21 protein-coding genes are annotated in these 22,643 nt (G+C 40.0%); 9 read left to right on the top strand and 12 right to left on the bottom strand.

What is annotated here, in order from left to right; genetic code table 11:
* Positions 1-651: 651 nt before the first annotated feature.
* The 4 genes from MKJ01_RS04445 to MKJ01_RS04430 form a co-directional block, all read right to left on the bottom strand.
* Complete coding sequence (locus tag MKJ01_RS04445) at positions 652-1,140, bottom strand: cupin domain-containing protein (RefSeq protein ID WP_241632504.1); 489 nt, start codon at positions 1,138-1,140, stop codon at positions 652-654.
* A complete protein-coding gene (locus MKJ01_RS04440) occupies positions 1,091-1,648 on the bottom strand; it encodes a cupin domain-containing protein (RefSeq protein ID WP_241612044.1) in 558 nt (185 codons plus the stop codon). The genes MKJ01_RS04445 and MKJ01_RS04440 overlap by 50 nt, the downstream gene beginning before the upstream one ends.
* 147 nt (positions 1,649-1,795) lie before the next feature.
* A complete protein-coding gene (locus tag MKJ01_RS04435; RefSeq protein WP_241612042.1) occupies positions 1,796-2,764 on the bottom strand; it encodes an NAD(P)H-quinone oxidoreductase in 969 nt (322 codons plus the stop codon).
* A 362-nt stretch (positions 2,765-3,126) separates the two neighbouring features.
* Positions 3,127-4,452, bottom strand: coding sequence for an alpha-amylase family glycosyl hydrolase (locus tag MKJ01_RS04430; RefSeq protein ID WP_241612040.1), 1,326 nt, complete (start codon positions 4,450-4,452; stop codon positions 3,127-3,129).
* Positions 4,453-4,657: 205 nt separating this feature from the next.
* Between MKJ01_RS04430 and MKJ01_RS04425 the strand changes: the two genes are divergently transcribed.
* Entirely contained in the window at positions 4,658-5,560 is a 903-nt protein-coding gene (locus tag MKJ01_RS04425) for a glycosyltransferase family 32 protein (protein ID WP_302850472.1), read from the top strand.
* 182 nt (positions 5,561-5,742) lie between these two features.
* On the opposite strand, the gene MKJ01_RS04420 is transcribed toward MKJ01_RS04425, so the two are convergent.
* From MKJ01_RS04420 to MKJ01_RS04405, 4 genes are all read right to left on the bottom strand, one after another.
* Complete coding sequence (locus tag MKJ01_RS04420; RefSeq protein WP_241612036.1) at positions 5,743-6,099, bottom strand: response regulator transcription factor; 357 nt, start codon at positions 6,097-6,099, stop codon at positions 5,743-5,745.
* 199 nt (positions 6,100-6,298) lie between these two features.
* Entirely contained in the window at positions 6,299-6,970 is a 672-nt protein-coding gene (locus MKJ01_RS04415; protein ID WP_241612034.1) for a hypothetical protein, read from the bottom strand.
* Positions 6,971-7,035: 65 nt separating this feature from the next.
* Positions 7,036-7,623 (bottom strand): Crp/Fnr family transcriptional regulator, encoded by a 588-nt coding sequence (locus tag MKJ01_RS04410; RefSeq protein ID WP_241612032.1) that lies wholly within the window; start codon positions 7,621-7,623, stop codon positions 7,036-7,038.
* A gap of 102 nt (positions 7,624-7,725) precedes the next feature.
* Positions 7,726-8,196, bottom strand: a complete 471-nt coding sequence (locus MKJ01_RS04405) for an Lrp/AsnC family transcriptional regulator (protein ID WP_241612031.1) — start codon at positions 8,194-8,196, stop codon at positions 7,726-7,728.
* Positions 8,197-8,339: 143 nt separating this feature from the next.
* Here MKJ01_RS04405 and MKJ01_RS04400 point away from each other — a divergent pair, with 143 nt between their 5' ends.
* The 3 genes from MKJ01_RS04400 to MKJ01_RS04390 all read left to right on the top strand — a co-directional run bounded on the left by MKJ01_RS04400 (position 8,340) and on the right by MKJ01_RS04390 (position 11,261).
* Positions 8,340-9,722 carry an MFS transporter gene (locus MKJ01_RS04400; RefSeq protein ID WP_241612029.1) on the top strand — a complete coding sequence of 461 codons (1,383 nt, stop codon included), beginning with the start codon at positions 8,340-8,342 and terminating at the stop codon, positions 9,720-9,722.
* Positions 9,723-9,878: 156 nt separating this feature from the next.
* Positions 9,879-10,625 carry a metallophosphoesterase gene (locus tag MKJ01_RS04395; RefSeq protein WP_241612027.1) on the top strand — a complete coding sequence of 249 codons (747 nt, stop codon included), beginning with the start codon at positions 9,879-9,881 and terminating at the stop codon, positions 10,623-10,625.
* Between the two features lie 87 nt (positions 10,626-10,712).
* The gene (locus MKJ01_RS04390; RefSeq protein ID WP_241612026.1) at positions 10,713-11,261 is read left to right on the top strand and encodes a DUF2652 domain-containing protein; all 549 of its coding nucleotides are present in this window, start codon (positions 10,713-10,715) and stop codon (positions 11,259-11,261) included.
* A 128-nt stretch (positions 11,262-11,389) separates the two neighbouring features.
* Here the strand turns inward: MKJ01_RS04390 and MKJ01_RS04385 are convergent, their stop codons facing one another.
* The 4 genes from MKJ01_RS04385 to MKJ01_RS04370 all read right to left on the bottom strand — a co-directional run bounded on the left by MKJ01_RS04385 (position 11,390) and on the right by MKJ01_RS04370 (position 16,569).
* Positions 11,390-13,654, bottom strand: coding sequence for a glycoside hydrolase family 3 C-terminal domain-containing protein (locus MKJ01_RS04385; RefSeq protein WP_241612025.1), 2,265 nt, complete (start codon positions 13,652-13,654; stop codon positions 11,390-11,392).
* Positions 13,655-13,882: 228 nt separating this feature from the next.
* Positions 13,883-14,692 (bottom strand): methionine ABC transporter substrate-binding lipoprotein MetQ, encoded by an 810-nt coding sequence (metQ, locus tag MKJ01_RS04380; RefSeq protein WP_241612024.1) that lies wholly within the window; start codon positions 14,690-14,692, stop codon positions 13,883-13,885.
* 199 nt (positions 14,693-14,891) lie between these two features.
* Positions 14,892-15,548: a methionine ABC transporter permease MetI gene (locus MKJ01_RS04375; RefSeq protein WP_241612023.1), complete on the bottom strand. Its 657-nt coding sequence runs from the start codon at positions 15,546-15,548 to the stop codon at positions 14,892-14,894.
* Positions 15,541-16,569, bottom strand: coding sequence for a methionine ABC transporter ATP-binding protein (locus MKJ01_RS04370; RefSeq protein WP_241612022.1), 1,029 nt, complete (start codon positions 16,567-16,569; stop codon positions 15,541-15,543). Before MKJ01_RS04370 ends, MKJ01_RS04375 begins: the two co-directional genes overlap by 8 nt.
* 649 nt (positions 16,570-17,218) lie before the next feature.
* On the opposite strand from MKJ01_RS04370, the gene MKJ01_RS04365 reads away from it, so the two are divergent.
* The 5 genes from MKJ01_RS04365 (at position 17,219) to MKJ01_RS04345 (ending at position 22,549) form a co-directional block, all read left to right on the top strand.
* The gene (locus MKJ01_RS04365; protein ID WP_241612021.1) at positions 17,219-17,515 is read left to right on the top strand and encodes a GNAT family N-acetyltransferase; all 297 of its coding nucleotides are present in this window, start codon (positions 17,219-17,221) and stop codon (positions 17,513-17,515) included.
* 186 nt (positions 17,516-17,701) lie between these two features.
* Positions 17,702-19,312, top strand: coding sequence for a Na+/H+ antiporter (locus MKJ01_RS04360; RefSeq protein ID WP_241612020.1), 1,611 nt, complete (start codon positions 17,702-17,704; stop codon positions 19,310-19,312).
* Between the two features lie 152 nt (positions 19,313-19,464).
* Positions 19,465-21,585, top strand: coding sequence for a type IA DNA topoisomerase (locus MKJ01_RS04355; protein WP_241612019.1), 2,121 nt, complete (start codon positions 19,465-19,467; stop codon positions 21,583-21,585).
* A gap of 114 nt (positions 21,586-21,699) precedes the next feature.
* Complete coding sequence (locus tag MKJ01_RS04350) at positions 21,700-22,122, top strand: PaaI family thioesterase (RefSeq protein WP_241612017.1); 423 nt, start codon at positions 21,700-21,702, stop codon at positions 22,120-22,122.
* 82 nt (positions 22,123-22,204) lie between these two features.
* Complete coding sequence (locus MKJ01_RS04345) at positions 22,205-22,549, top strand: phage holin family protein (protein WP_241612015.1); 345 nt, start codon at positions 22,205-22,207, stop codon at positions 22,547-22,549.
* Positions 22,550-22,643 lie beyond the last annotated feature (94 nt).

The following is a 22,643-nucleotide window of genomic DNA, read 5'->3' as shown; positions in this document are numbered from 1 at the left end:
TACCCTGCATCCGAAAAAGTATAGGGTATTTTGTTTGCTTATCATTTAAGTAACGTTTTTTCAATATTAGAAACTATATTCTCTTAAGAATTAATGAATTCTAAAATATCATTGTTAATGAAATTCCCTGAGGAAAACCCGAATAGGCAATCAGCTTACCATTATTAAGCAGTTTGGCAGATTTCACACCTGCATGTATTCCTTTTTTCTTTATGTTTTGTTAAAGTCAGCATTACCTTGCTTCTGTCTGAATGGATGATAAATTATTAATAATATAAAAATAAACAATAATTAAATAGAAAACCAGAATTCCGGAAACTAAATAAAAGATCAATATCAGGTTCTTATTTCTCTTTGACAGTGAGAAACAAGTTTCGTACATAAATTCCTTCGAGAAAGCTGATGATGACTGTGGTTATTTGGCAGCAATTCCCGGTTTTTCTGTTGAAATTGCTGCGCCAAGTGAATTGGTATTTCTAATCATACAGGAAACAATATTTTCCTCTTTAACAATCCTGCAATGAAAGCTAAGAATATCACTGATTTCTCTTGAATTCTGATGTGGCGAAGTAATAAAGGTGATTGGTTTCCATCCGCAACATTTTATTTTGCAGGCTGAATAAATACTTTTTCCGCCGGAAATTTTTCAATTTAACCTTCCTTCAAACCAAAATTGGTGACAACAACATCTTTAGGATTTCCAGCTAACCATTGGCTTAAATCAATGGATTCGTAATGACCGCTGTTAAAACCGATCAAAATCTTACAAACCGTATTACCTGTATTTTTAATATAATGCCCAGCTCCCATCGGGACATATCCTACGTCTCCGGCCTTGAACTGTTCTGTAACGATTGTGGATTCTGCTAAGAAAACCGACATTTCTGCCTGTCCGGAAATGAAGTACTGCCATTCATCAGCATTCGGGTGCCAGTGCATTTCCCTTAAAGCGCCAGGCTGCAATTCCAAAATAGAACCGGACATCGTACTGCTTATCGGGAATTCTTTGCTGGTTACCAATCTCTGCAAACCACCGCCCGGAACGATTCTTGGCTGTTGCGCGCAATGGATAACGATTGAAACTTGTAAGTTAAATATCAGATTCTTCAGGTCTTGCTGTTGCCACAAATGACATTTCATCCGGGACTACTCCTTTTGCAAAATAGGCTTCTTTCTGAGGCAATGCCGCAACTTCTTCCAGTGTTAAACCTAAGTTCTGAGCCGCGATTTCGGGAGGCACACTTGATACAAAATCGGTAACGCTGAAGGTATGGTCTTCCGAAAAATTGCCATAGTCGAAAATCAAAATAAAATGACATTCTTCCGTTCCGGTTGCCTGAATTGAATGGCCGTAACCTTTTGGGAAATACCAGACATCACCCGGTTCAAAATTATCTGTATAGCTGCGTCCGTCAGGATGAATAATCGTAGTACGCACTGTTCCGGAAATCACGTATGCCCATTCTGCGGCATTGGCGTGCCAGTGTAATTCTCTCATACTTCCCGGCTGCAGTCTCATAGATACTCCGGCAATTCCTATAGAGGCAGGAAAATCTTTTACGGATGCACCTCTGGTAGTTCCACCATCATTGGTACGGGGTTCTTTTTGTTCTAATTCGTATTTAAAGCTTAGGTTTTCAGTATTCATTATAATATTTTTTGTTAATGAGTTATTTATTGTGCTTAATTCTATTGTAAAGTTACCCAAGAATTATCAACATTTGAAATCGCTTTCGGTAAATGGGCAAAATAAGTCGTTAAATTTATAAATGAGTAGAAGAATGTGAGGATCAATTTATCTTACCAAAATAATTTTACCGATATGTATACCGTTTTCCAGTAATCTGTGTGCTTCGGAAGCTTCTGAGAAAGGAAAAGTCTGAAATATCACAGGTTTGAATTGTTTCGATTCTATCAACGGCCAAACATTTTTTTGAACTTCTTTTGCCAGTTGTTTTTTGAATTCGTATTCTCTGCTTCGGAGTGTACTTCCAGTAATCGTTAAACGTTTTGTCATCACTTTCCGGATATCGAGATTGGTCTGGCTTCCGTCTACTGCATTAATGTGAACAAGTCTTCCATCAGGTTTTAGGATATTGATATTTTTGGCTAAGTATTCGCCTCCGATCATATCCAAAATTACATCCACACCTTTGTTTTGCAATTCGTCTTCAAAATTCTGAGTTTTATAATTGATGTATAAATCCGCACCCAAATCAAGACAGGTTTTACCTTTTTCATCGGAGCCTACGGTGACAATTACTTTCGAACCTAAAGCATGGGCGATTTGAATTCCGGTGATACCGATGCCGCTGTTTCCGCCGTGAAGTAAAAGTGTTTCTCCGGGTTGAAGACTTCCTCTCTGAAAAATATTAGACCAAACTGTAAATACGGTTTCAGGTAAACTGGCCGCTTCCGCCAAACTCAATCCATCAGGAATCGGAAGGCATTGACCTTCACGAACGCTTACATATTCTGCATAACCTCCACCAGCAAGAAGTGCACAGACTTTATCGCCAATTTCAAAATCAGTAACATCAGGCCCGCATTTGACAACCGTTCCGGCGACTTCCAAACCTAATATATCGGCAGGAACTCCGGGTGGAGCAGGATAATTTCCCTCACGCTGAAAAACATCCAAACGGTTAAGTCCCGCTGCTTTTACTTCTATCAATACTTCGTCTCCTGAGATTTCGGGCGTTGGGTATTCTTTTAATTCTAAAACGTCTGGTCCTCCATATTTTGTGATGACTATTGCTTTCATTTTTTTATTTTAATATTAAATTTAATTTCAACTCTTTATGAGTGACCAGTCACGAGTTGCTATGGTCGCTCATAGGTTTTTCATAAAAGCCCAATCCGTCGTTGGTTCGTCTGCATATAATTTTGCAAGTTCTGCTGCAACTTCATCTGTGTTTTTCTCTGTAATACCGGTTTTTGTTTTCCATAAGACTGGATTTTAATTTTTTAAAGCATTATTGCTCTTTTTCTTATGTAAAGGTTCAGAAGAATCAGGTAAAATTTGATCCGTTTTCGGTAAACCGGCAAAAAGAGTCGTTCAAAAAGGTTTATCTGTATTAATGGTGCATCCAATTGAATCAGGCATTTAAAATCTTTTAAAGTGAATTATTTCGAATGGTGCAATACGACATATTCCCATGGATCCATCGTCATGATTAATGTTTCGGAAATATTCTTCTGAGTTTCAGTAAAAAGATTAGTATAAAGACCGGTGTCAAAAGAAGTGTCAAACTGCACAATCAGGGATTGCTTGCTGAAGTTAATAAAGGTAAGTACCCTGTCGCCGTTTTTCTCTCTTACAAAAGAAATAACTTGGTCCATCCTGTCATTCATGATCCTTACCATTTCCCCGCCATATCTTCCGTTCCAGAGAGCCTGGTTTTTATGTTTTAGCGCAAAAAGGGTAGTGTACAGCGCTTCATTTTCATGTGATTTCCATTCGATCGGGTCTTTTTCAAAAAATTCCAGTGAGCGGTTAAGTCCAGCTTCCTCGCCGTTATACACCAGCGGCATTCCGTCCATCATTACTGTAAAAACAGTAGCCGCTTTCAGGGCATCACCAAAATTGCTATATGGATTGCCTTCCCATGAATTTTTATCATGATTGTCGATGAAATTCAGGCGAATGCCTTCTTTCGGAAAAATAGAAACATGTTCTGCAATATATGCTTCTGTAAGGGTTTTTACATTTCTTTCGTTCATAGCAATCTGATGCAGGATATTCCAGAGGGTCCAGTTATAAGTAGCATCAAATGCTTTACGGTGAAGTTCCCTGTCTTCAGCTTCTGCCAGCATAAAAACGGGCCTGATGGTTTCGAGTTCGGTTCTTGCATTTTCCCAAAAATCAATCGGGACGAAGCTCGCAATGTCGCAGCGGTATCCGTCAATATCATATTCACTTATCCAGAATTTCAGGGCTTCGGTCATGTACTCCCTAAGTTCCGGATGGCGGTAATCCAGTTCAATGATATCGTCATAATCTCTCCATCGTGTGGACTGGAAGGTATCTTTCCTGGATTTCCTGTACCATTCAGGATGTTTTATAACCATTTCATTATCCCAGCTGGTATGATTGGCTACCCAATCCAGGATCACGTACATATCTTGCTGATGAATTGCACTGACCAGATGTCTGAAATCTTCCTCAGTTCCGAATTCAGAACTTACGCTGTAATAGTCTTTTACGGAATAATAACTGCCTAAAGTTCCTTTCCTGTGGATTTCTCCGATAGGGTGCACCGGCATCAGCCAGATGATATCGATACCCATTTTTTTAAGCCGTGGAAGCTGTTTTTCTATAGCTTTAAAAGAGCCTTCTTCTGAAAACTGGCGGATATTGAGTTCATAGATGGTAGCATTTTTCACCCATTCCGGAGTGGTAAGCTCAACATATTTTTTCGGCAGGTACGGGTTGTCGGTTGGTGTTTCCATATTGTAGTTTAATAATAAAAAAGGAGGCTTTATAATCGGCCATGATTGGATAAGAAATAAATATACCAATTAATGGATAGACTGCTTTTTTATTGGAAATTAAGATTGGGTAAACATCTGTTTTCGTCATACTATGAAACCTTTCGTTAAATATCGGTGTTATATGATAGTGATAAATAATTCATAATCAATAACTAAATGGAAAATGTTTCCAAACGGTACTTATAAGGTTTGGTTTTTGCAGACAGTAGATAAGCGGCACGATAGCTGCCTTTATGATGAACCATTTAAAAATAAATATATGATTCCGAAAAAAATACACTACTGCTGGTTTGGAGGCCATGCAAAACACGAACTTGCAGAGCACTGCATCGCATCATGGAAAAAGATCCATCCTGATTTTGAACTCGTAGAATGGAATGAAAGCAATGCTCCGCTTGATGATAATAATTACGTTAGAGAAGCATTCGCTCAGAAAAAATGGGCTTTTGTATCGGATTATGTACGTTCAAAAGTAATGCATGATCATGGTGGCATTTATATGGATACGGATATGGAGCTTAAGCTTCCCCTTGATGAGTTTCTTAATGAAAAAGCGGTTTGCGGTTTTGAAGTGAAAGGGGTTCCTTATTCCGCTTTCTGGATGGCTGAACCCAATCATCAGCTCTCAAAAGATTTTGTAGCATACTATAATGAACAGGAGGGTTTTGTGGAGCGTATCAATACGGATATTTTCTCCGAGATGCTTGAAAAAGAATATGGTGCAGACCGTTACAGCGATACCGTTCAGAAGCTTAAGCATGGAGTTACCCTTTATCCTTCCGTTTATTTCTCACAGGATCTGCCGAAGAATTATGTAAGTCATCATTTCAACGGCTCCTGGTTTGGCGGTGATGAAGAGAATACGCATAAGAAGATGGTGAATACGTATGGACTTTTAGAGCGCCTGATCAACGCGCCTGGTGCCGAAAAAGCAATTGACAGCATTATCAATGAACATAAAATTATCGATTTGCATAAGGTTCTTGACCTGTTTCCAAAAGATAAAATAAGAGAGTATCTGCAAAATGCGACAGGTTCTGATGAAGCGAAGGAATCCAGACATTAATAATAAGAGATATAAGGTCTACAACCTGTAGAATACAATAATAAAACTCCAGAGTCAGCAGGCTCTGGAGTTTATTATTATGTATCTGAAACTGTTATGTTAATTTATCTGTGTAATCAAAATAATAGCGAAAAAAGATAGTGTCCGGCTAAATTAAAATAGGCTGTTACTATGATAAAAAATTACTTAATCAGCTTTTCAATTTTGACAAGAACATCATCAATATCAAAAGGTTTGCTGATAAATTCATCTGCTTTACAGGAATTGATGACATTCTCAGCTTTTGCATGCGCACTGATAATAATCACAGGGATATTGGAAGTGGCAGGATCTTCTTTAAGCTGGTTGCATACATCTGTCCCCAATCCGTCAGGCAGCATTACATCCAGGATAAAAATATCGGGTACTGTAGAGAGATCTCTTTTATTGAAGGCCTCAGCGGTAGAAAATGATCTTACATCGTAATCTTCAAATGACAGGAGCAATTGTAATGCATCTCTGATGCCTGTCTCATCTTCAAGAATATAAATAGTTTTCATACCCTTGCCCGGCAAAAAGAAAGCCAATCTCTACATAAACATAAAATATTTTTGAAATATCAGATAATCTTTATGATGTCATCGTAATTTCTAAGCCAATGAAGTGTAGCCTTAATCGGATGATAAGACATGTTTCAGAATATCTTCGGATATTCTCTATTTAAAGCATATCATCTTCAATTAAAATGTCATTTGGATATTATTTTTTATGAAAGTTTGAGAGAAACGGTTGTATCATCAAACGGTAGATGGCGATGCACCCTGGGATCATCGGTAGGACTGCAGTCCACATTCCCGGAAAATAATAATGTCCTGTGGTTTTGAAATGATAATTCGGCATATCCGGTATATTCGTGCCATTGATGTCAGCCGTGAGCGGTTTCGGATCATGCGGAAAGAGGTCAGGGGAAATCAAAGGAAAAATAAAATGAGTGAACTCTGCGACACCGGGACCGATAAAGATAAACCAGGCTACAAATCCTGCTATGGGAACTTTATAATACAATCCAAGTGAGGTAAGCGTATAGATAACAGGACCGATGAGCGCAAAAACCATCAGGAAACTGTGCTCGCTCCATGGAATTCCGAACAGCCGGCTCATGGCGGGTGCAAAGCCCATCAGGTATTCCTCAACAATGTGAATCTGTAAACCGGCTACTGTAAGAATAAATAAAGGAAGGATAATACCGGGTTCAACGGGTTTTCGGAGATAGGTAAAATACCAGCAGATCAATCCGATGAGTGCAGAACCGCCGACAATAATAACGGGAGCAAGGCCGATGGATACATACCCCATCACAGGTGCAACAACGGTAAAGATACAGGCAGCAATCAGGCTCATTTTCTGATGAACCGACAATGTTTTTTTCATAACGGTTGAATTTACCCCAAAGGTATACCGCTTATGTAAACCTGCATTTATCAAATGATAAAAAGCTATTTCATACCCCGGATCCGGCTTAAAGATACCTGCGTAATCCCAAGATAAGATGCAAGATCTGCCAGGCTGATGCGTTGGAGAAGTTTTCCCTGTTCTTTCAGGAATTTCCGGTAGGCTACCTGGGCTTTTTCTTCCAGGGTGCCGCCGATCCGGTCCATCATATTCACTGCAGCAAGGGATACGAGTTTTCTGAAATAAGTTTCCATTGAGTGATACTTTGAGCAAAGCTTCTCTAAGTCCGCATGATCCAGATATGTTATTTCTGTAGGTTCAAGCGCTTCAATAGAGTAATCGGAAGGCCGCCGCGTCACAAAAGAGCCAAGCTCCGTAAACATACTGCCTTCGGGAAAAAAGCGCATAATAAATTCCCGGGTATCCGTATAAAAAAAGGTCTTGACCAGCCCGCTGTCAATAAAATAGATCCGGCTGCAAACGGTTCCTTCTTCCAACAGATAATTTCCTTTTTCGTATGATTTTTGACGAAGTACGCAAGCTAATGCCTCTTCAGCCTCTTTTTCCAAAGGAGTAAGGGATGAAGCGAAATCTATAAATCCGTTTATTTCATGGTTTTCCTGTGTTTCCATATTTTTAAAATTACAGAATTTATGTGAGTGTCAATACAATAGATTTTAAAAGCTTGTATCCGTTGCTGATGCTGGAAACTAATGCTTGTAAGAAAGTAAATCCTATAGAATCTGTACACTTTCTTTAATACTGTTCATTACAAAAATGCTTTTCGTCTGTCCTATTCCTTCAATTTCAGATAATGTATTGACAAAAAATTCGTGGAACTTTTCCATATCGGGTGCCAGGATTTTAAGCATGAAATCAAAATCTCCACTGATGTTGTAAAACTCTACCACTTCTTTAAGCCGGCTTACCTGTTCAATAAAATGGCCCGCTGTTTTTTTATTATGGGCATTCAATGCGATCATACATATGACCATCATTCCTTTGTTCACTTTCCGGCGGTCTATGACAGTGGTATATTCTTTAATGATCCCAAGCTTTTCCATGCGCTTGATGCGTTCATGGGTGGGGGTCGGGCTCAGGCTGATTTTATTTGAAATATCCCTGACGCTTAGCTTTGCATCTTTCTGCAGGATTCTCAGGATCGAAAGATCTTTCTCATCCAGTGTATAATTTTCTATAGCCATCTGTTCTGTTTGTATTGCTTTATAATCTAATTAAAGATGTTCTGTTCTTTTTATTTGTTTAAATTGATAATTATGTTCCAAATTTACTATATAATTTTCATGTTTGTCCTGTTCAATTTAATTTTGCAGCGTAATTGAACGGTATGGATAGAAAGAACCTTATTTTAATATTAGCATCGGTAGGAACATTTGTAGAAGCTTTGGATATCGCCATTATTAACCTGACGATACCTTCGATACAGGAACAGTTCAATATCGGTGCAGCAACAGTGCAGTGGCTGCAGACCTTATATGTGCTTTTTTTTGGCGGATTTCTGATCATTGGCGGAAAGCTCTCGGATCAGATTGGCCGTAAGGCAATTTTTATCTGGGGATCGCTGATTTTTATGCTGACTTCTTTGGGAGCAGGCCTGTCTACAGATTTTTTGACCTTGGCTTTTTTCAGGGCTTTACAGGGCCTGGGCGCTGCTTTCATCATGCCTTCTGCCATGTCCATCGTAGTTAATACCTTTAAAGGCGACCAGGAAAGGAACCGGGCAATCGGGATCTTCAGTTCATTTGCTGCCATTGGTTCCGGGAGTGGACTTTCGCTGGGTGGGATCATCAGCACTTATCTGAGCTGGCACTGGGTTTTCCTGATCAACGTTCCGGTTCTCCTGATAACATTGCTTTTTGCCTATCAGTATCTTCCGAAGGATGAAAAAGTAAAATCACAGAAAACCGATATGCTATCGGGAATAATATTGGTTTTAGGTCTGTTGAGCCTGACCTACGGAACGCATGAGCTGATCCATATTAAAGATCAGGCCTTTATGGTAACAGGATCTTTGGTGCTGTCGGCTTTGCTATTGGGTTACCTGATGCATCGGCTAAAGACCGTGCCGCAGCCGTTAATTGACTTACGGTTGTTCAGGCACACTTCACTGGTGGTTTCCAATCTGACTTTCGTAGCACTGGGTGCTTTTTTTATCGGGTTTTTATTCCTGATCTCATTAATGCTTCAAAAAGATATGCATCACAGTGCAGCTTCCGCAGGACTGATGCTGGTCCCATTCAGTATCATGTCTGCGTTGGTGGCCAAATTTATATTGCCGCATGTTGCCAAAAGACTGAATTCGTCACAAATGGGCATTCTGGGCTGGGGCTTTATGATAAGCGGTGCTGTGTCTTTGTTAATTTCCCTGTATTGCGGACATTTATTGCCTTTAGTTTTACTTGGAGCGGCCTGCATTTCAGGAATTGGGATGACCTTCTGTTTTACCGCATTATCTGTGCTTACGGTTCAGGACGTAGATGCTTCGGATTACGGAGTCGCTTCAAGTCTGAGTTCGACCAGCTATTTTTTAGGAGCAGGAATCGGTTTGTCATTTATGACGTTAATGAGCCAGGTTTTCCCGTCACAACTGGCAGTCGGAAGTCTTAGTATCACTATACTGATAAGCTATGCGCTTATTGCTTTATGCATGCTGTTGTATTTTATCATTAAAAGTAAAAGGTACGCACAGGCAAAAGTAAGTGTTTCTTAAAATGAATTCAGTTGCTTAAGCTCTACTATGAAGTTAAAAGCATCAATTTCCTATCCTATTATTTTCTTATTGAACTTTTGATATCGCATTGCTTATCGTTGAAAATCCTTTGTGTGTATATTATTCACAAAAAATATTTTAATTTGTGATTTTAATATGAGAATACAAATTATCAGTGACCTGCACCAGGAGTTTGGCGTTGTTGATCTGTCTTTCGATAAGGCGGATGTAGTCGTTCTGGCAGGAGATATCAATTTAGGAACGAAAGGAACCGAATGGATTAAAGCCAAAATTCCGGGCAAACCGGTGATCTATGTTCTCGGGAACCATGAATATTACAAAGGATCTTATCCTAAAACCTTAAACAAGATAAAAGAAGCGGCTAAAGATTCTGACGTCTTTGTACTTGAGGATTCTTTTGTGGATATCGACGGTATACGCTTTCACGGCGCTACTTTATGGACTGATTTTTCAATTTTCGGGGACCCCAGATATTATGGGGCTGTCTGCCAGAATGCGATGAATGATTATAAAAAGATCAGACGGGATCCGTCCTATTCAAAAATAAGATCCGTGGATATCTTTAAAATTCATCAGATGTCAAAAGTCTGGCTCCAGGAAAGTCTGGAAAACTCAAAGGGAACAAAAAATATTGTTGTTACCCATCATGCACCAAGCATACAGTCCAGTCCTGAGCATTTAAGGAAAGATCCGGTAACTTCTGCATATGCTTCCGATCTCGAAGATTTTATCAGGGAGTATCAGCCGCTGTACTGGATTCATGGACATATTCATACCCCATGCCGTTATAAAATTGGTGAGACCGAAATTATTTGTAATCCCCATGGTTATATTGATGAAAAATATAATGGGTTTGAAAAAGAACTCATTATTGAAATCTAAGACATCTGATTAGTTAAAATTTCATAAAGTAAAATAAAATCTCCATCGTCTATCAGTATGAGCAGATTTTTATTTTAAAAAACAATTATGAAAAATCCTAATTTACATGATGGTATTATACTTATTCCGGATTTTAGCGGATTTACAGAATTCGTATTCAATACAAAACTTTATACCGGTGAATATATTGTAAGACAGCTACTTTCTATTCTGATTGACGAGAACAATCAGTATTTTAAAATCTCAGAAATTGAAGGGGATGCCATTTTATTCTACCGTTACGATCCAAAGCCGTCGTATGAGAAAATCTCAAAGATGCTTAGGAATATGAAAAATGCCTTCAACAGAAAAGTACAGCAGCTGGTGGAGGAATTAAGTATTCCGATAGATTTATCCTTAAAATTTATTGTCCATTACGGCAGATTTTCACAGTACAATATCGGCAGTTTCAGGAAACTTTACGGGAAAACGATTGTGGAAGCCCATCAAATGCTGAAAAACGGATTTGCAGAGCATCCTTCGTATATCCTGTACAGCAATTCCTTTTTGGAAAGCAGCCGGAATACTATGATGGTTGCCGACTGTGCCGAACAAAATTTTTCTGAGGTCGGTGTGATCCAGTATTTTGAGAATTAGAGTAATGATATAAACAAAAATTATAGAAAAGTATGATTACAGCTTGATGAATTTCAATGACTTCACTTAAAATAAAAATGCCCGGACAAAATCCAGGCATTCCGTTTTAGAAATATAAATAAGTAAAATTACTTCAGGGTAAACTTCACCTTCGTTTTAATGGCATCCGAAGAATTTCCGATCTGTGCTTCAAAATCACCGGATTCTGCTACCCAGTCGTGTTTTTGCACGTCAAAGAAGCTTAAGGCTGATTTATCAATCGTGAAAGTAACTTCTTTCTGTTCTCCGGGATTTAAAAACACTTTTTCAAAACCTTTCAGTTCCTTGGCCGGGCGCTGAACGGATGATTTTAAATCGGAAATATACAATTGAGCGACTTCCGCACCGGCTCTTTTTCCGGTATTTTTAACCGTCACGGTAAACGTGATTGTATCGTCCTGTGAAATGGTTGCTTTATCAGCTTTGGCTTTCCCGAACTCAAAAGTCGTATAGCTTAGCCCATGTCCGAAACTGAATAAAGGTTTGATCTTTTTCGTGTCATGCCAACGGTAGCCTACAAGCACGCCTTCATTGTATTTAATATTGATCGGGTTTTTCTGGTCTTTTCCTTTTCCCGCTGCGAATTCTTCCTTATTGCCAGGATATTCTCCCAGCTGGTGCGCTGAATTATCTTCAAGCTTTACAGGGAATGTAAACGGAAGTTTTCCTGAAGGGTTTGCATCTCCGGCCAGTACGGAAGCAATAGAATTTCCTGCTTCGGAACCTAAATACCATCCCTGAAGAACAGAAGGAACTTCCTTAATCCAAGGCATGGCCACTGCATTTCCGGAAATTAAGACCACTGAAAAGTTTTTATTGGCTTTTGCCAGAGCAGAAATAACGTTGTCCTGATTGTAAGGCAATCCATAGCTTTTTCTGTCGTTTCCTTCACTGTCCTGGAAATCGGATTTGTTTAATCCTCCGACAAAAATAACATAGTCGGATTTTTTAGCCAGTTCTACCGCTTCATTCAGCAGTTCTTCCGGGGAGCGCGTATCTTTCAGGTCCTGTCCGGACTTTACACCATTGTATTCCCCGCCAATATCTCCCACATAGCCTCTTGCATACTGTACATCAGCCTGCTTCCCGAATCTCGCTTTAATTCCGTCTAAAGGCAGCATTTCATATTTTACTTTTAAAGAAGAAGAACCTCCGCCTACAGTCATGATTTTGATGGCATTTTCACCGATCACAGCAATTTTTTTAGCTTTGTTCACATCAATCGGAAGTACATTTCCCTGGTTTTTCAGCAAAACAATTCCTTCTTCCCCGATTTCTTTGGCAACCGCCCGATGCTCTTCAGATGCGATGTTTCCAAAAGGCTTGTTCCGGTTCATGGTCGTTTTATAAGCAAGGTTTAACAGCCTTGTCACTTTGTCATCAAGTTCCCGGGTACCGACCTTTCCTGATTTAATTAAATCCAGATAAGGTTTGGCCAGGTAATAATTGTCATAAGCATTTTTCGTTCCTGCGGAAAGCCCGTTGGTCCAGCTGCCGAATTCAAGATCTAATCCGTTATGGATGGCCTGTTCCGTATTGTTAACGGCGCCCCAGTCGGAAACGACAACGCCTTTATATTTCCATTCCCCTTTTAAAATATCATTTAAAAGATATTGGTTCTGGCTGGCATACTGGCCTTTGTACATATCATAGGCTCCCATAATCGTCCACGAATCCCCTTCGGTCACAGCCGCTTTAAAAGGCGGAAGATAGATTTCATACAAAGTTCTTTCATCCACATTCACATTGCTGGTATGGCGGAACATTTCCTGGTTGTTTAAAGCATAATGCTTTACGGAAGTTGCCACACCGTTGGATTGTACGCCTTTAATGTATGGAACCACCATTTTTGAAGTCAGGTAAGGGTCTTCCCCCATATATTCAAAGTTTCTTCCGTTTAGCGGAGTCCTGTAAATATTTACACCGGGTCCTAAAAGAATATCTTTCTTTCGGTATCTTGCTTCTTCGCCCAGCGCTTTTCCGTAATTCCATGACATTTTTTTATTCCAGGTAGCTGACAAGGCGGTTAAGGCAGGATAGGCAACAATGGAGTCATTGGTCCAGCCCGCCTGGTTCCATTCGTCCCACATCACTTCCGGGCGAACCCCGTGCGGCCCGTCGGTCGTCCAGAATTCCGGAATTCCGAGCCTCGGAACTCCCGGTGAGCTGAATTTTGACTGGGCATGGAGCATTGCTACTTTTTCTTCCAGTGTCATTCTGGAAAGCGCGTCTTTCACCCTCTGTTCCACAGGTTTTGATTCATCTAAATATGCAGGTAAAGTATTGGTATTCTGAGCCGTATAGCAAGCGGAAATAAGTGTAAATAAACTTACAACGGCAGTTTTCTTTAACATAAAAGCCTTTTTATTGATTAAAAACAAAAGTAATAAAAATTTTATTATCTCAAATTGAGAAAATGAAAATTATGAATAAATGGTTATTTATAACCAACTATTTTCCGGGTATAATTTTAAAAAATTATATTATCAGAAAGCCGGATTTATTTGTTAAAACTTTATTTAAAATAAATCTCATTCAGGATTAACCGGAATGAGATTTTTATTGAAGATCTTTTTAAAATTTTAATTCCAGCCTTTTACGGCTCCACCCTTAAAAATTTCTTTTGCTTTTTTCAATACTTCATCAGATTGGTATGCTTTGACAAAGTTTTTCACCTTTTCCGTATTCCGGTTATCTTTTCTTGCTACGACCACATTAACATACGGAGAGTCTTTATCTTCTTTTAAAATTCCCTGTTTATCGGCATCCAGTCCTGCCTGGGCAGCAAAATTATTATTGATGACGGCCATCATGACTTCTTTATCATCCAGCACCCTTGGCAGTTGAGGTGCTTCGATTTCCAGGATTTTCAGTTGCTTTGGATTGTCAGTAATATCGGTAATTTTCGGGAGTAACCCGATTCCGGCTTTTAGTTTCAGTAAACCGTTTTTTTGCAGAAGGAGTAGGGAACGGCCTTCATTGGTAGGATCGTTGGGGATTACAACCGTGCTTCCGTTTTGAAGTTCACTGATGTTTTTTATTTTTTTTGAATAGGCGACAATCGGATACACAAAAGTATTCCCTACGACGGCAAGCTGATAACCCCGCTGTCTGGACTGTTCATTCAGATAAGGGACATGCTGAAAAGCATTCGCATCAATATCCCCGTTGTTCAAAGCTTCATTGGGAATCACATAATCATTGAAGGAAACGAGCTCCACCTCAAGGTTATACTTTTCTTTGGCTACTTTTCTTGCAACTTCGGCAATTTCCTGTTCCGGGCCGGAAGTGATTCCGACTTTAATATAATTCGGATCGTCTTTTTTTGATGACTGACAGCCTGTGAACACTAAGGAAAAAGCGGTTAACAGTCCTAAAATTTTTATTTTCATAATACATTATTTTTTTAAAAGCGGCGAAGAAGCAAAAAGGAAACATCCGGAAATTCATACCTTCATCATAGCTTACCTTTTTTGCTTTAACCTTTCACCGCTGATGGCTGAAATATTCAGTCCACCACACTACATTACATTCACATTATATTTTACAGGTTTAATAAACACTCTGGAATTTCTAAAGATTATAGACTGACTACCGGTGGTCGAACCTTTTGGCCAGTCGATCGCCGGAAAACTGGATGATAAATACGATGGCCACCAATAATCCCAAAACAAGATTCATAATTACTGCATCATACCCAATGTATCCGTATTGATATCCGATCTGTCCCAGTCCGCCGGCTCCTACCGCACCACCCATTGCAGAATAGCCTACCAGAGTAATAAGTGTAATCGTCGCATTATTAATCAGTGAAGGCAGGGCTTCCGGCAATAAAACTTTTCTGATGATCTGAAAGGGAGTAGCTCCTAATGCTCTCGCCGTTTCTATAAGGCCCTGCGGGATTTCCAGCAGGCTGTTTTCAACCAGTCTTGCAATAAAAGGCGCGGCACCGATACTCAGCGGGACCAAAGCTGCGTAGACCCCAATCGAAGTTCCGATCAGGCTCCGGGTGAATGGAATCATCCAGACAATCAGAATAATAAAAGGAATGGAACGGAAAACATTTACCAAAACAGAAAGAACCCTGTTATACACCTTGTTTTCCGATAATTGTCCTTTTCTGGTTAAGAACAATAAAATTCCGACAGGTAGTCCCAGGACAAACCCGAAAAATCCCGAGACGAAGGTCATAAAAACCGTTTCCCATATTCCCTTTGATAAAAGGGACATCACTGCATCATTAAGCATATCCTCTTACCGTATTTTGAATTTTATTCTGGTTAAAATAATAAATGGCCTTTTGATTTTCTTCTTCTTTACCCTGAAGCTGCAGCAGCAGTTTCCCGAAATTGGAATTTCCAAGATATTCTACATCCGCTTTCAGAAGTTTATAGGGAATTTTATATTGGTCATGCACTACGGAAAGCAGCTCTTCTACAGAAAAATGTTCATTAAGTTCAACTTCAACCAGTGGAAATAATCCGCTTTGGGGTTCTTTTTGAAGTTTTTTATTTAATTCCTGGGGGATTGTCATAACACCGGTATTTAAAAATTGTTTGATGATCGGATGCTCTTTATCTGAAATAACTTCACCAAGCGTTCCTTTAAGTAATAATTTTCCTTTGTCAATTACAGCCACATGGTTGCAGACCGTTTTAATAACTTCCATTTCATGGGTAATCAGCAGGATCGTAATGCCGGACCTTTGGTTGATGTCCCTCAGCAATTGTAAAATCGACTGAGTGGTGGCAGGATCTAATGCGCTCGTTGCCTCGTCACAGAGCAGGAGATAGGGATCGTTCGCTAATGCCCTGGCAATGGCTACTCTTTGTTTTTGTCCTCCTGAAAGGCTTTTGGGATAATCATGTGCTTTACCTTCAAGACCTACGATGTTGAGCAGTTCATTAACTTTTTTATGGATATCAGCTTTGCTGTAATGTTCCAGCTCAAGAGGAAGCGCGATATTTTCAAAAACCGTCCTCGAAGAAAGAAGATTGAAATGCTGGAAAATCATTCCGATTTTTTTCCTTTCACGGGCCAGCTGACTATCGTTTAATAAGGTGAAATCTTTTCCGTTAATGATAATCTTACCGCTGTCAGGCCTTTCAAGAAGATTAACGGTCCTGATGAGCGTACTTTTTCCGGCTCCCGAAAATCCTATGATGCCTACAATGTCACCCTGTTCAACCGTAAGGCTTACCTCATCCAGCGCTTTGAAAGGCTTTTTCTTCTGGTAAAAGGTCTTTGAAATATTCTTTATTTCGATCATGCTTGAAATTCTGTTAACTAAAAAAGGCTTTACAACGTGGTAAAGCCTTTATAAAATATGTCATAATAAAAGTAAGGTCAGCCACTAAAATTCACATACAAAGGCATACAGCAATACATCATCATATGATTGATGTTCCTGTTCTTCATTGAATTGTATTTGGATTTTGATTTCATCTCCATTTCCTTACTTACTTATGACGGCAAAGATAGTACATAAAATTAAATTAGTCCACTAAAAAAGTAGACTTTTTTATAATAAATTTCCATACAGATTTTAATTCTTTGATTATTAATGATTTAAAATGTATTTAAGCGTTTGATTATAATTTTTTAGAATGATATTAAGAACGTATTATAACTGGAGAATGTAATATCCGGCAGATTATGGTGATTACGCAGATGTCAATGCAAATAAAATCTGCTGGATCTGTTACATCTGTGAGCGTATTTATAAATAAAGCTTAAAATCGGCTATACAATTTAAACTTGCATTTCCTGAACAGCTTTTAGACAAAGCGAAATTATTTTAAACATTCATTTAACCAAATTTGTTATCCATGTGTCATCATAATGAATAAATTACCATAGATCATCAATCCGTTTTGGTAAAGCTGTTAATTTTGAAGAATCAATTAAAATCAAAAACAATGGAAATAACAACAGTAGTTTTAGAAAATGTAAAAGGGGAAGTTCAGCTTTTTTCGGACGGCAACAAAGCGGGAAAAATGGACATCTCTGTGATCGGGGAAAAATTAACGGTATATCATACAGAAGTTGATCAGCAATATGAAGGAAAGGGTTTTGCCAGATTATTACTGAATGAGCTGGTTTCCTATGCCAGAACCCACGATTTAAAAATTGTACCCTTGTGTCCGTATGTTCACGGTCAGTTCAAACGTCATCCTGAAGAATACAATGATGTATGGATGAAAGAAGCATTGTAAAACGGAATAATCAAGAGCTAATCATCTGCGAAACCTGATTAATTATCAGTAAAAGCTGTTGAGTAGAATACACCATAACTCTGAAAACTGATATTTTTCTGAACGATATTTTTTATATATTTCAGCCTTACATATCAGGAATATTACAGTTACCGGAAAAGACTGAACCGGAAAATAAAACAAATAATGCACGAACAACTCCTTCTCATTCTCGGACTTTTATTACTCGTCATGATGCTGGTCATGCTGGCTCAGCGCATCAGGATTGCGTATCCGATATTCCTGGTTTTGGCAGGGCTTGGAATCAGTGTGATTCCCGGGGTTCCTGTTCTGAAACTGGATCCTGAAATTATATTTTTAATTTTCCTGCCGCCGCTTTTGTACGAAGCCGCATGGTATACTTCCTGGAATGATTTCTGGAAATGGAAGCGTACCATCGGTTTACTGGCTTTCGGGTTGGTTTTCCTGACATCACTGGTGGTAGCGTACGCTTCACAGGCATTGATTCCGGGCTTTACCCTGGCTTTGGGATTTCTGCTGGGAGGGATTGTTTCACCGCCTGATGCCGTGGCTGCTACTACGGTACTGAAAGGACTGAAAGTTCCAAAACGTACACTGGCAATGCTGGAAGGAGAAAGTCTGATCAACGATGCGTCCTCACTGATCGTTTTCAGGTTTGCACTGGCTGCCGTCATGACCGGGATGTTTTCCATGCAGGAAGCTGCCGGGCAGTTTTTCCTGGTGGCAGGGATGGGAATTGTTGTAGGGATTGCGGGTGCCCATATCTTCTATGCGATCCATCGTTTTTTACCGACAACGCCGGCCATTGATGCGGCTTTAACCGTAATGACGCCCTATGTCTTATTCCTGTCTGCAGAACATTTTCATTTTTCAGGGGTGATGGCCGTGGTGAGCGGCGGGCTCTTTATGTCTTTCCGTTCCCACGAGATTTTCAAAACAGGAACCACAAGGGTCAATATGCTCGGCGTCTGGAATACGCTGATTTTTGTAATGAATGCTCTGGTTTTCGTATTGATCGGGCTTGAGCTTCCTGAGATCATCAGCGGGCTGGGCGAGACCTCTCTTATGGAAGGGATTAAATATGGCCTGATCATCAGCCTTATTGTCATTGTAGTACGCCTGTTATGGATTTATCCCGTGGCTCATATTCCAAGATGGCTGAGCTCAAAAGTGCGTCGGGATCCTTCTCCCGGCTGGAAAAATCCTTTGATCATCGGCTGGGCCGGAATGCGGGGCGTGGTTTCTCTGGCTACGGCACTCTCAATCCCGGTGATGATGAACGAGCAGTCTGAATTCCCAATGAGGAACCTGATTATTTTTATCACCTTTATCGTCATTTTTGTAACCTTGGTTTTTCAGGGACTTACCCTGCCTTTGATTATTAAATTAGTCAATATCGGAGAGATCGATCCTATTGCCCCTTCCCATGAGCAGCAGGCCGGAATACAGATCAGGCTGGATCAGCTTGCCGTAAACCGGATCAATGAAAAATATGCAGCCAGTCTACAGAACAACAGCCTGGTGGAAAACCTGCGGAATACACTGGAAAACGATATCATACTCCATCAGAATCATATCAGTTCGATGGAGCAGTGTACCAACAGGCAAAAAGATTTAAAAGAATATCATGAAATTATGCTTGATATTTTTGCCCTGCAGCGAAAAGAATTATTCGCCATGAAACGCAGCAAACAGTTCAGCGATGATGAAATCCGGAAAGCTGAATCCCAGGTAGATCTGAATGAGCTTAAGATTACCGCGAATAAACATTTGTAAATATTGAAGAAGCACAGGATGTATTTGTAAATGAAACATATTGCAGATCCCTTTCTTATTCAGGAAGGTTAATTTAGTCGGACAGAATTTTATAAATAGTTTAATTAAAAAAAAATCCCGAATTTTGCCCTCTTCAAAATCCCGAGACCTTCATGAAACTTTGTATTGCCGAAAAACCCAGTGTTGCCAGAGATATTGCCAAAGTATTGGGTGCTACCATGCCCAAACAGGGCTATATGGAGGGTAATGGATACTGTGTGACATGGACGTTCGGGCATCTCTGTACTTTAAAAGAGCCTCACGACTATGGTCCCCAGTTTAAATCCTGGAACCTGTTCCTGCTGCCTATTATTCCCAACAACTTTGGGATTAAGCTCATTCCGAACAAAGGAGTGGAAAACCAGTTTAAAGTGATCGAAAGATTGGTCGAAGAATGTGATGAGGTCATCAACTGCGGGGATGCCGGACAGGAAGGAGAGCTCATTCAAAGGTGGGTACTGCAGAAAGCAAAATGTGATAAGCCGGTACGGCGCCTGTGGATTTCATCCCTTACGGAAGAAGCCATCAAAGAAGGTTTTGAAAATTTAAAACCTGCCGAAAATTATAAGAATTTGTATCTCGCAGGCAATGCAAGAGCCATTGGCGACTGGCTGCTGGGCATTAATGCAACCAGATTGTTCACGAAAAAGTTCGGCGGTAACAAAGCAGTCCTGTCTATCGGGAGGGTACAGACACCAACATTGGCTATGCTGGTGCAGCGTCAGAAAGAAATTAACGCTTTTACCGTTGAAGAATACTGGGAACTTAAAACCCGTTACCGTGACGTTCTGTTCACGGCCGCTATTGACCGTTTACAAACAAAGGAACGTGCTGAAAAAGGACTGGATTATCTTAAAGAGAACCTTTTTGAGATCGTCTCTTTTGAAATCAAGGAAGGAAAAGAAAAAAATCCGCGGCTTTTTGACCTTACGGGTCTTCAGGTGGAGGCCAACAGGAAATATGGGTATTCCGCAGAAAACACTTTGCAATATATCCAAAGCCTTTATGAGAAGAAGCATGTCACCTATCCACGTGTAGACACGACCTATCTATCCGAAAGCTTATATCCGAAAATTGAAGGCATTCTTACGAAAATGACTTTCTACCAGGATCTTATTTCCCCTTTGCTGCAGGCACCGATCCAGAAATCCAAAGCTGTTTTTGACGATGCAAAAGTAACCGATCACCATGCTATTATCCCGACCGAAGTTCCACCTTCCGAGAATCTGACCCGGGAGGAAAAACTGATTTATGATCTGGTGGCCAAACGCTTTATCGCCGTTTTTTATCCTGAATGTAAAATTTCAAATACCTTAGTGGAAGGAAAGGTAGGAACAATTCCTTTCAAAACGAGCGGTAAACAGATCCTGGAACCGGGATGGAGAACCGTCTATGCCAAAGAACCTAAAGAAGAACCTGCTGACAAAGAAAAGGACAAAGAAGAAGAACAGACGATTCCTGAATTTATCGCCGGGGAAACCGGTCCGCATGACCCGATGATCCACCAGGGGAAAACCTCGCCGCCAAAACCGTATACCGAAGCCACCTTGCTCAGGGCGATGGAAACCGCAGGAAAGCAGGTGGAGGACGAAGAGCTTCGGGAAATGCTGAAAAATAACGGCATCGGAAGGCCTTCTACGCGCGCCAACATTATTGAGACGCTTTTTAAAAGAAAATATATAGAAAAGAAAAGAAAGAACCTGATTGCCACGCCAACCGGAATCCAGCTGATCGACACCATTGAAGACGAGCTGCTGAAAAGTCCTGAACTGACCGGAGAGTGGGAATCGAAACTGCGCAGGATTGAAAAAGGCGAATATGAAGCCAATCAGTTTAAGGAAGAACTGATCCGCATGGTTACGGAACTTACCGATAAAGTGGTGTACGGAAAAGGAAAAGTCATTACCCTTCAGGAGGAGGAAAAAGTAGTAGAAAAGAAAAAGCGTGAACCCGCTGTAAAAAAAGAGCTGCAGTCGTGGGAAGAAACCCAATGCCCGAAATGCAGACAGCATCATCTGATGAAGGGGAAAACGGCTGTTGGATGCTCTGATTTTAAAAACTGCGGCTTTAAAGTGAACTTTGATATGTTCGGCAAGAAGATTTCAGATAAGCAGCTGATGGATCTCGTGCTGAAAGGAAAAACTTCAAAATTGAAAGGCTTCAGTACACATCCTGGAAGCGTAACGGAAGGTGTTTTATCTTTGGATGAAAACTTTGCAGCAGTTCTCATGTAAATCAATCTAAAACTTAAAGAGGTCATGCTGATGCTCGTGAAGTGTGTTAATATTCATACCGCCCGCGTGGTCATATTTCTTAATTTGTCTCTACCTTTGTGGTAAATCAATACAATGACACCAGAGAAAAGACAACTCATCACCGGCAGTTTCAGCCGTTCCGAAACCTTACGGTTTTACAAAGCGGAATTGCTGGAAGCAGAAACGGATTTCATCTCCATTAAAATTCCGAAAATGGAACTGATGACCAGAAAAGCGGGAATGTTTAACGGAGCCATGATTGCTTCCCTGGTAGACGTATCTTCAGGATATGCAGCAGTAAGCCACTATGAAGAAGACTGCTATGTGGTGACGGTAGAACTGAAAGTAAATTATCTGAGGCCTGCTATGGGCGATGCCCTGATTTCAAAATCGTATGTGATAAAAGGCGGTGCAAAAATCAGTGTGATCAGGACTGAGATTTATACCGTTGATGAAAACGGAACATCAGAGAGCCATGTGGCGACTTCTTTAGTCACGATGATGAAGATAAAATAACAGCTATTACAGATGAATTTCCGCCTCATAAGTGGAATACGTTTTGCACAGAAATACTTTTTAAACAATAAAAAAATCAAATATGAATTTAATTATCCGATTGCTGGTCACCGCCATTGTGGCCTATCTTCTGACTATGATTCTGCCGGGTGTGCATTTTTCAGGATTTGGAGGCGCTATTATTTTCTCTATAGTCCTGGGAATTTTAAACCTGATTGTAAAACCGGTACTGAAACTTTTAGGTCTGCCTTTGACAATTATTACATTGGGACTGTTTACGCTGGTTATAAACGCAGTCATTATTCTGATTGCCGATTATTTTATCGACAGTATGGTGGTTGACGGGTTCTGGTGGGCATTCATATTCAGTATTTTGCTCTCCATTATTACCTCTCTTGCCAATTCGATGTTTGGAGATAAAGATTAATTTGAATTTTACAACATGAATCCGTCTCACAACTAAAAGTGAGACGGATTCTTTGTTTGAGTAGATTTTAGTTCGTTACTAAAAAATAGAAAAA

Origin of the sequence: Chryseobacterium sp. SSA4.19 (assembly GCF_022601875.1) — a bacterium.
Lineage (GTDB): Bacteria > Bacteroidota > Bacteroidia > Flavobacteriales > Weeksellaceae > Chryseobacterium.
This window is presented reverse-complemented; position numbering and strand designations above follow the sequence as displayed.

Coding starts and splice junctions, on each gene's coding strand:
- MKJ01_RS04420 (WP_241612036.1), bottom strand. CDS start 6,099: ATGAAAACTATTTATATTCTTGAAGATGAGACAGGCATCAGAGATGCA.
- MKJ01_RS04345 (WP_241612015.1), top strand. CDS start 22,205: ATGAATTTAATTATCCGATTGCTGGTCACCGCCATTGTGGCCTATCTT.
- MKJ01_RS04440 (WP_241612044.1), bottom strand. CDS start 1,648: ATGAATACTGAAAACCTAAGCTTTAAATACGAATTAGAACAAAAAGAA.
- MKJ01_RS04435 (WP_241612042.1), bottom strand. CDS start 2,764: ATGAAAGCAATAGTCATCACAAAATATGGAGGACCAGACGTTTTAGAA.
- MKJ01_RS04365 (WP_241612021.1), top strand. CDS start 17,219: ATGGAAATAACAACAGTAGTTTTAGAAAATGTAAAAGGGGAAGTTCAG.
- MKJ01_RS04370 (WP_241612022.1), bottom strand. CDS start 16,569: ATGATCGAAATAAAGAATATTTCAAAGACCTTTTACCAGAAGAAAAAG.
- MKJ01_RS04360 (WP_241612020.1), top strand. CDS start 17,702: ATGCACGAACAACTCCTTCTCATTCTCGGACTTTTATTACTCGTCATG.
- MKJ01_RS04425 (WP_302850472.1), top strand. CDS start 4,658: ATGTTTCCAAACGGTACTTATAAGGTTTGGTTTTTGCAGACAGTAGAT.
- MKJ01_RS04395 (WP_241612027.1), top strand. CDS start 9,879: ATGAGAATACAAATTATCAGTGACCTGCACCAGGAGTTTGGCGTTGTT.
- MKJ01_RS04400 (WP_241612029.1), top strand. CDS start 8,340: ATGGATAGAAAGAACCTTATTTTAATATTAGCATCGGTAGGAACATTT.
- metQ (WP_241612024.1), bottom strand. CDS start 14,692: ATGAAAATAAAAATTTTAGGACTGTTAACCGCTTTTTCCTTAGTGTTC.
- MKJ01_RS04410 (WP_241612032.1), bottom strand. CDS start 7,623: ATGGAAACACAGGAAAACCATGAAATAAACGGATTTATAGATTTCGCT.
- MKJ01_RS04390 (WP_241612026.1), top strand. CDS start 10,713: ATGAAAAATCCTAATTTACATGATGGTATTATACTTATTCCGGATTTT.
- MKJ01_RS04375 (WP_241612023.1), bottom strand. CDS start 15,548: ATGCTTAATGATGCAGTGATGTCCCTTTTATCAAAGGGAATATGGGAA.
- MKJ01_RS04350 (WP_241612017.1), top strand. CDS start 21,700: ATGACACCAGAGAAAAGACAACTCATCACCGGCAGTTTCAGCCGTTCC.
- MKJ01_RS04445 (WP_241632504.1), bottom strand. CDS start 1,140: ATGAAATGTCATTTGTGGCAACAGCAAGACCTGAAGAATCTGATATTT.
- MKJ01_RS04355 (WP_241612019.1), top strand. CDS start 19,465: ATGAAACTTTGTATTGCCGAAAAACCCAGTGTTGCCAGAGATATTGCC.
- MKJ01_RS04405 (WP_241612031.1), bottom strand. CDS start 8,196: ATGGCTATAGAAAATTATACACTGGATGAGAAAGATCTTTCGATCCTG.
- MKJ01_RS04385 (WP_241612025.1), bottom strand. CDS start 13,654: ATGTTAAAGAAAACTGCCGTTGTAAGTTTATTTACACTTATTTCCGCT.
- MKJ01_RS04415 (WP_241612034.1), bottom strand. CDS start 6,970: ATGAAAAAAACATTGTCGGTTCATCAGAAAATGAGCCTGATTGCTGCC.
- MKJ01_RS04430 (WP_241612040.1), bottom strand. CDS start 4,452: ATGGAAACACCAACCGACAACCCGTACCTGCCGAAAAAATATGTTGAG.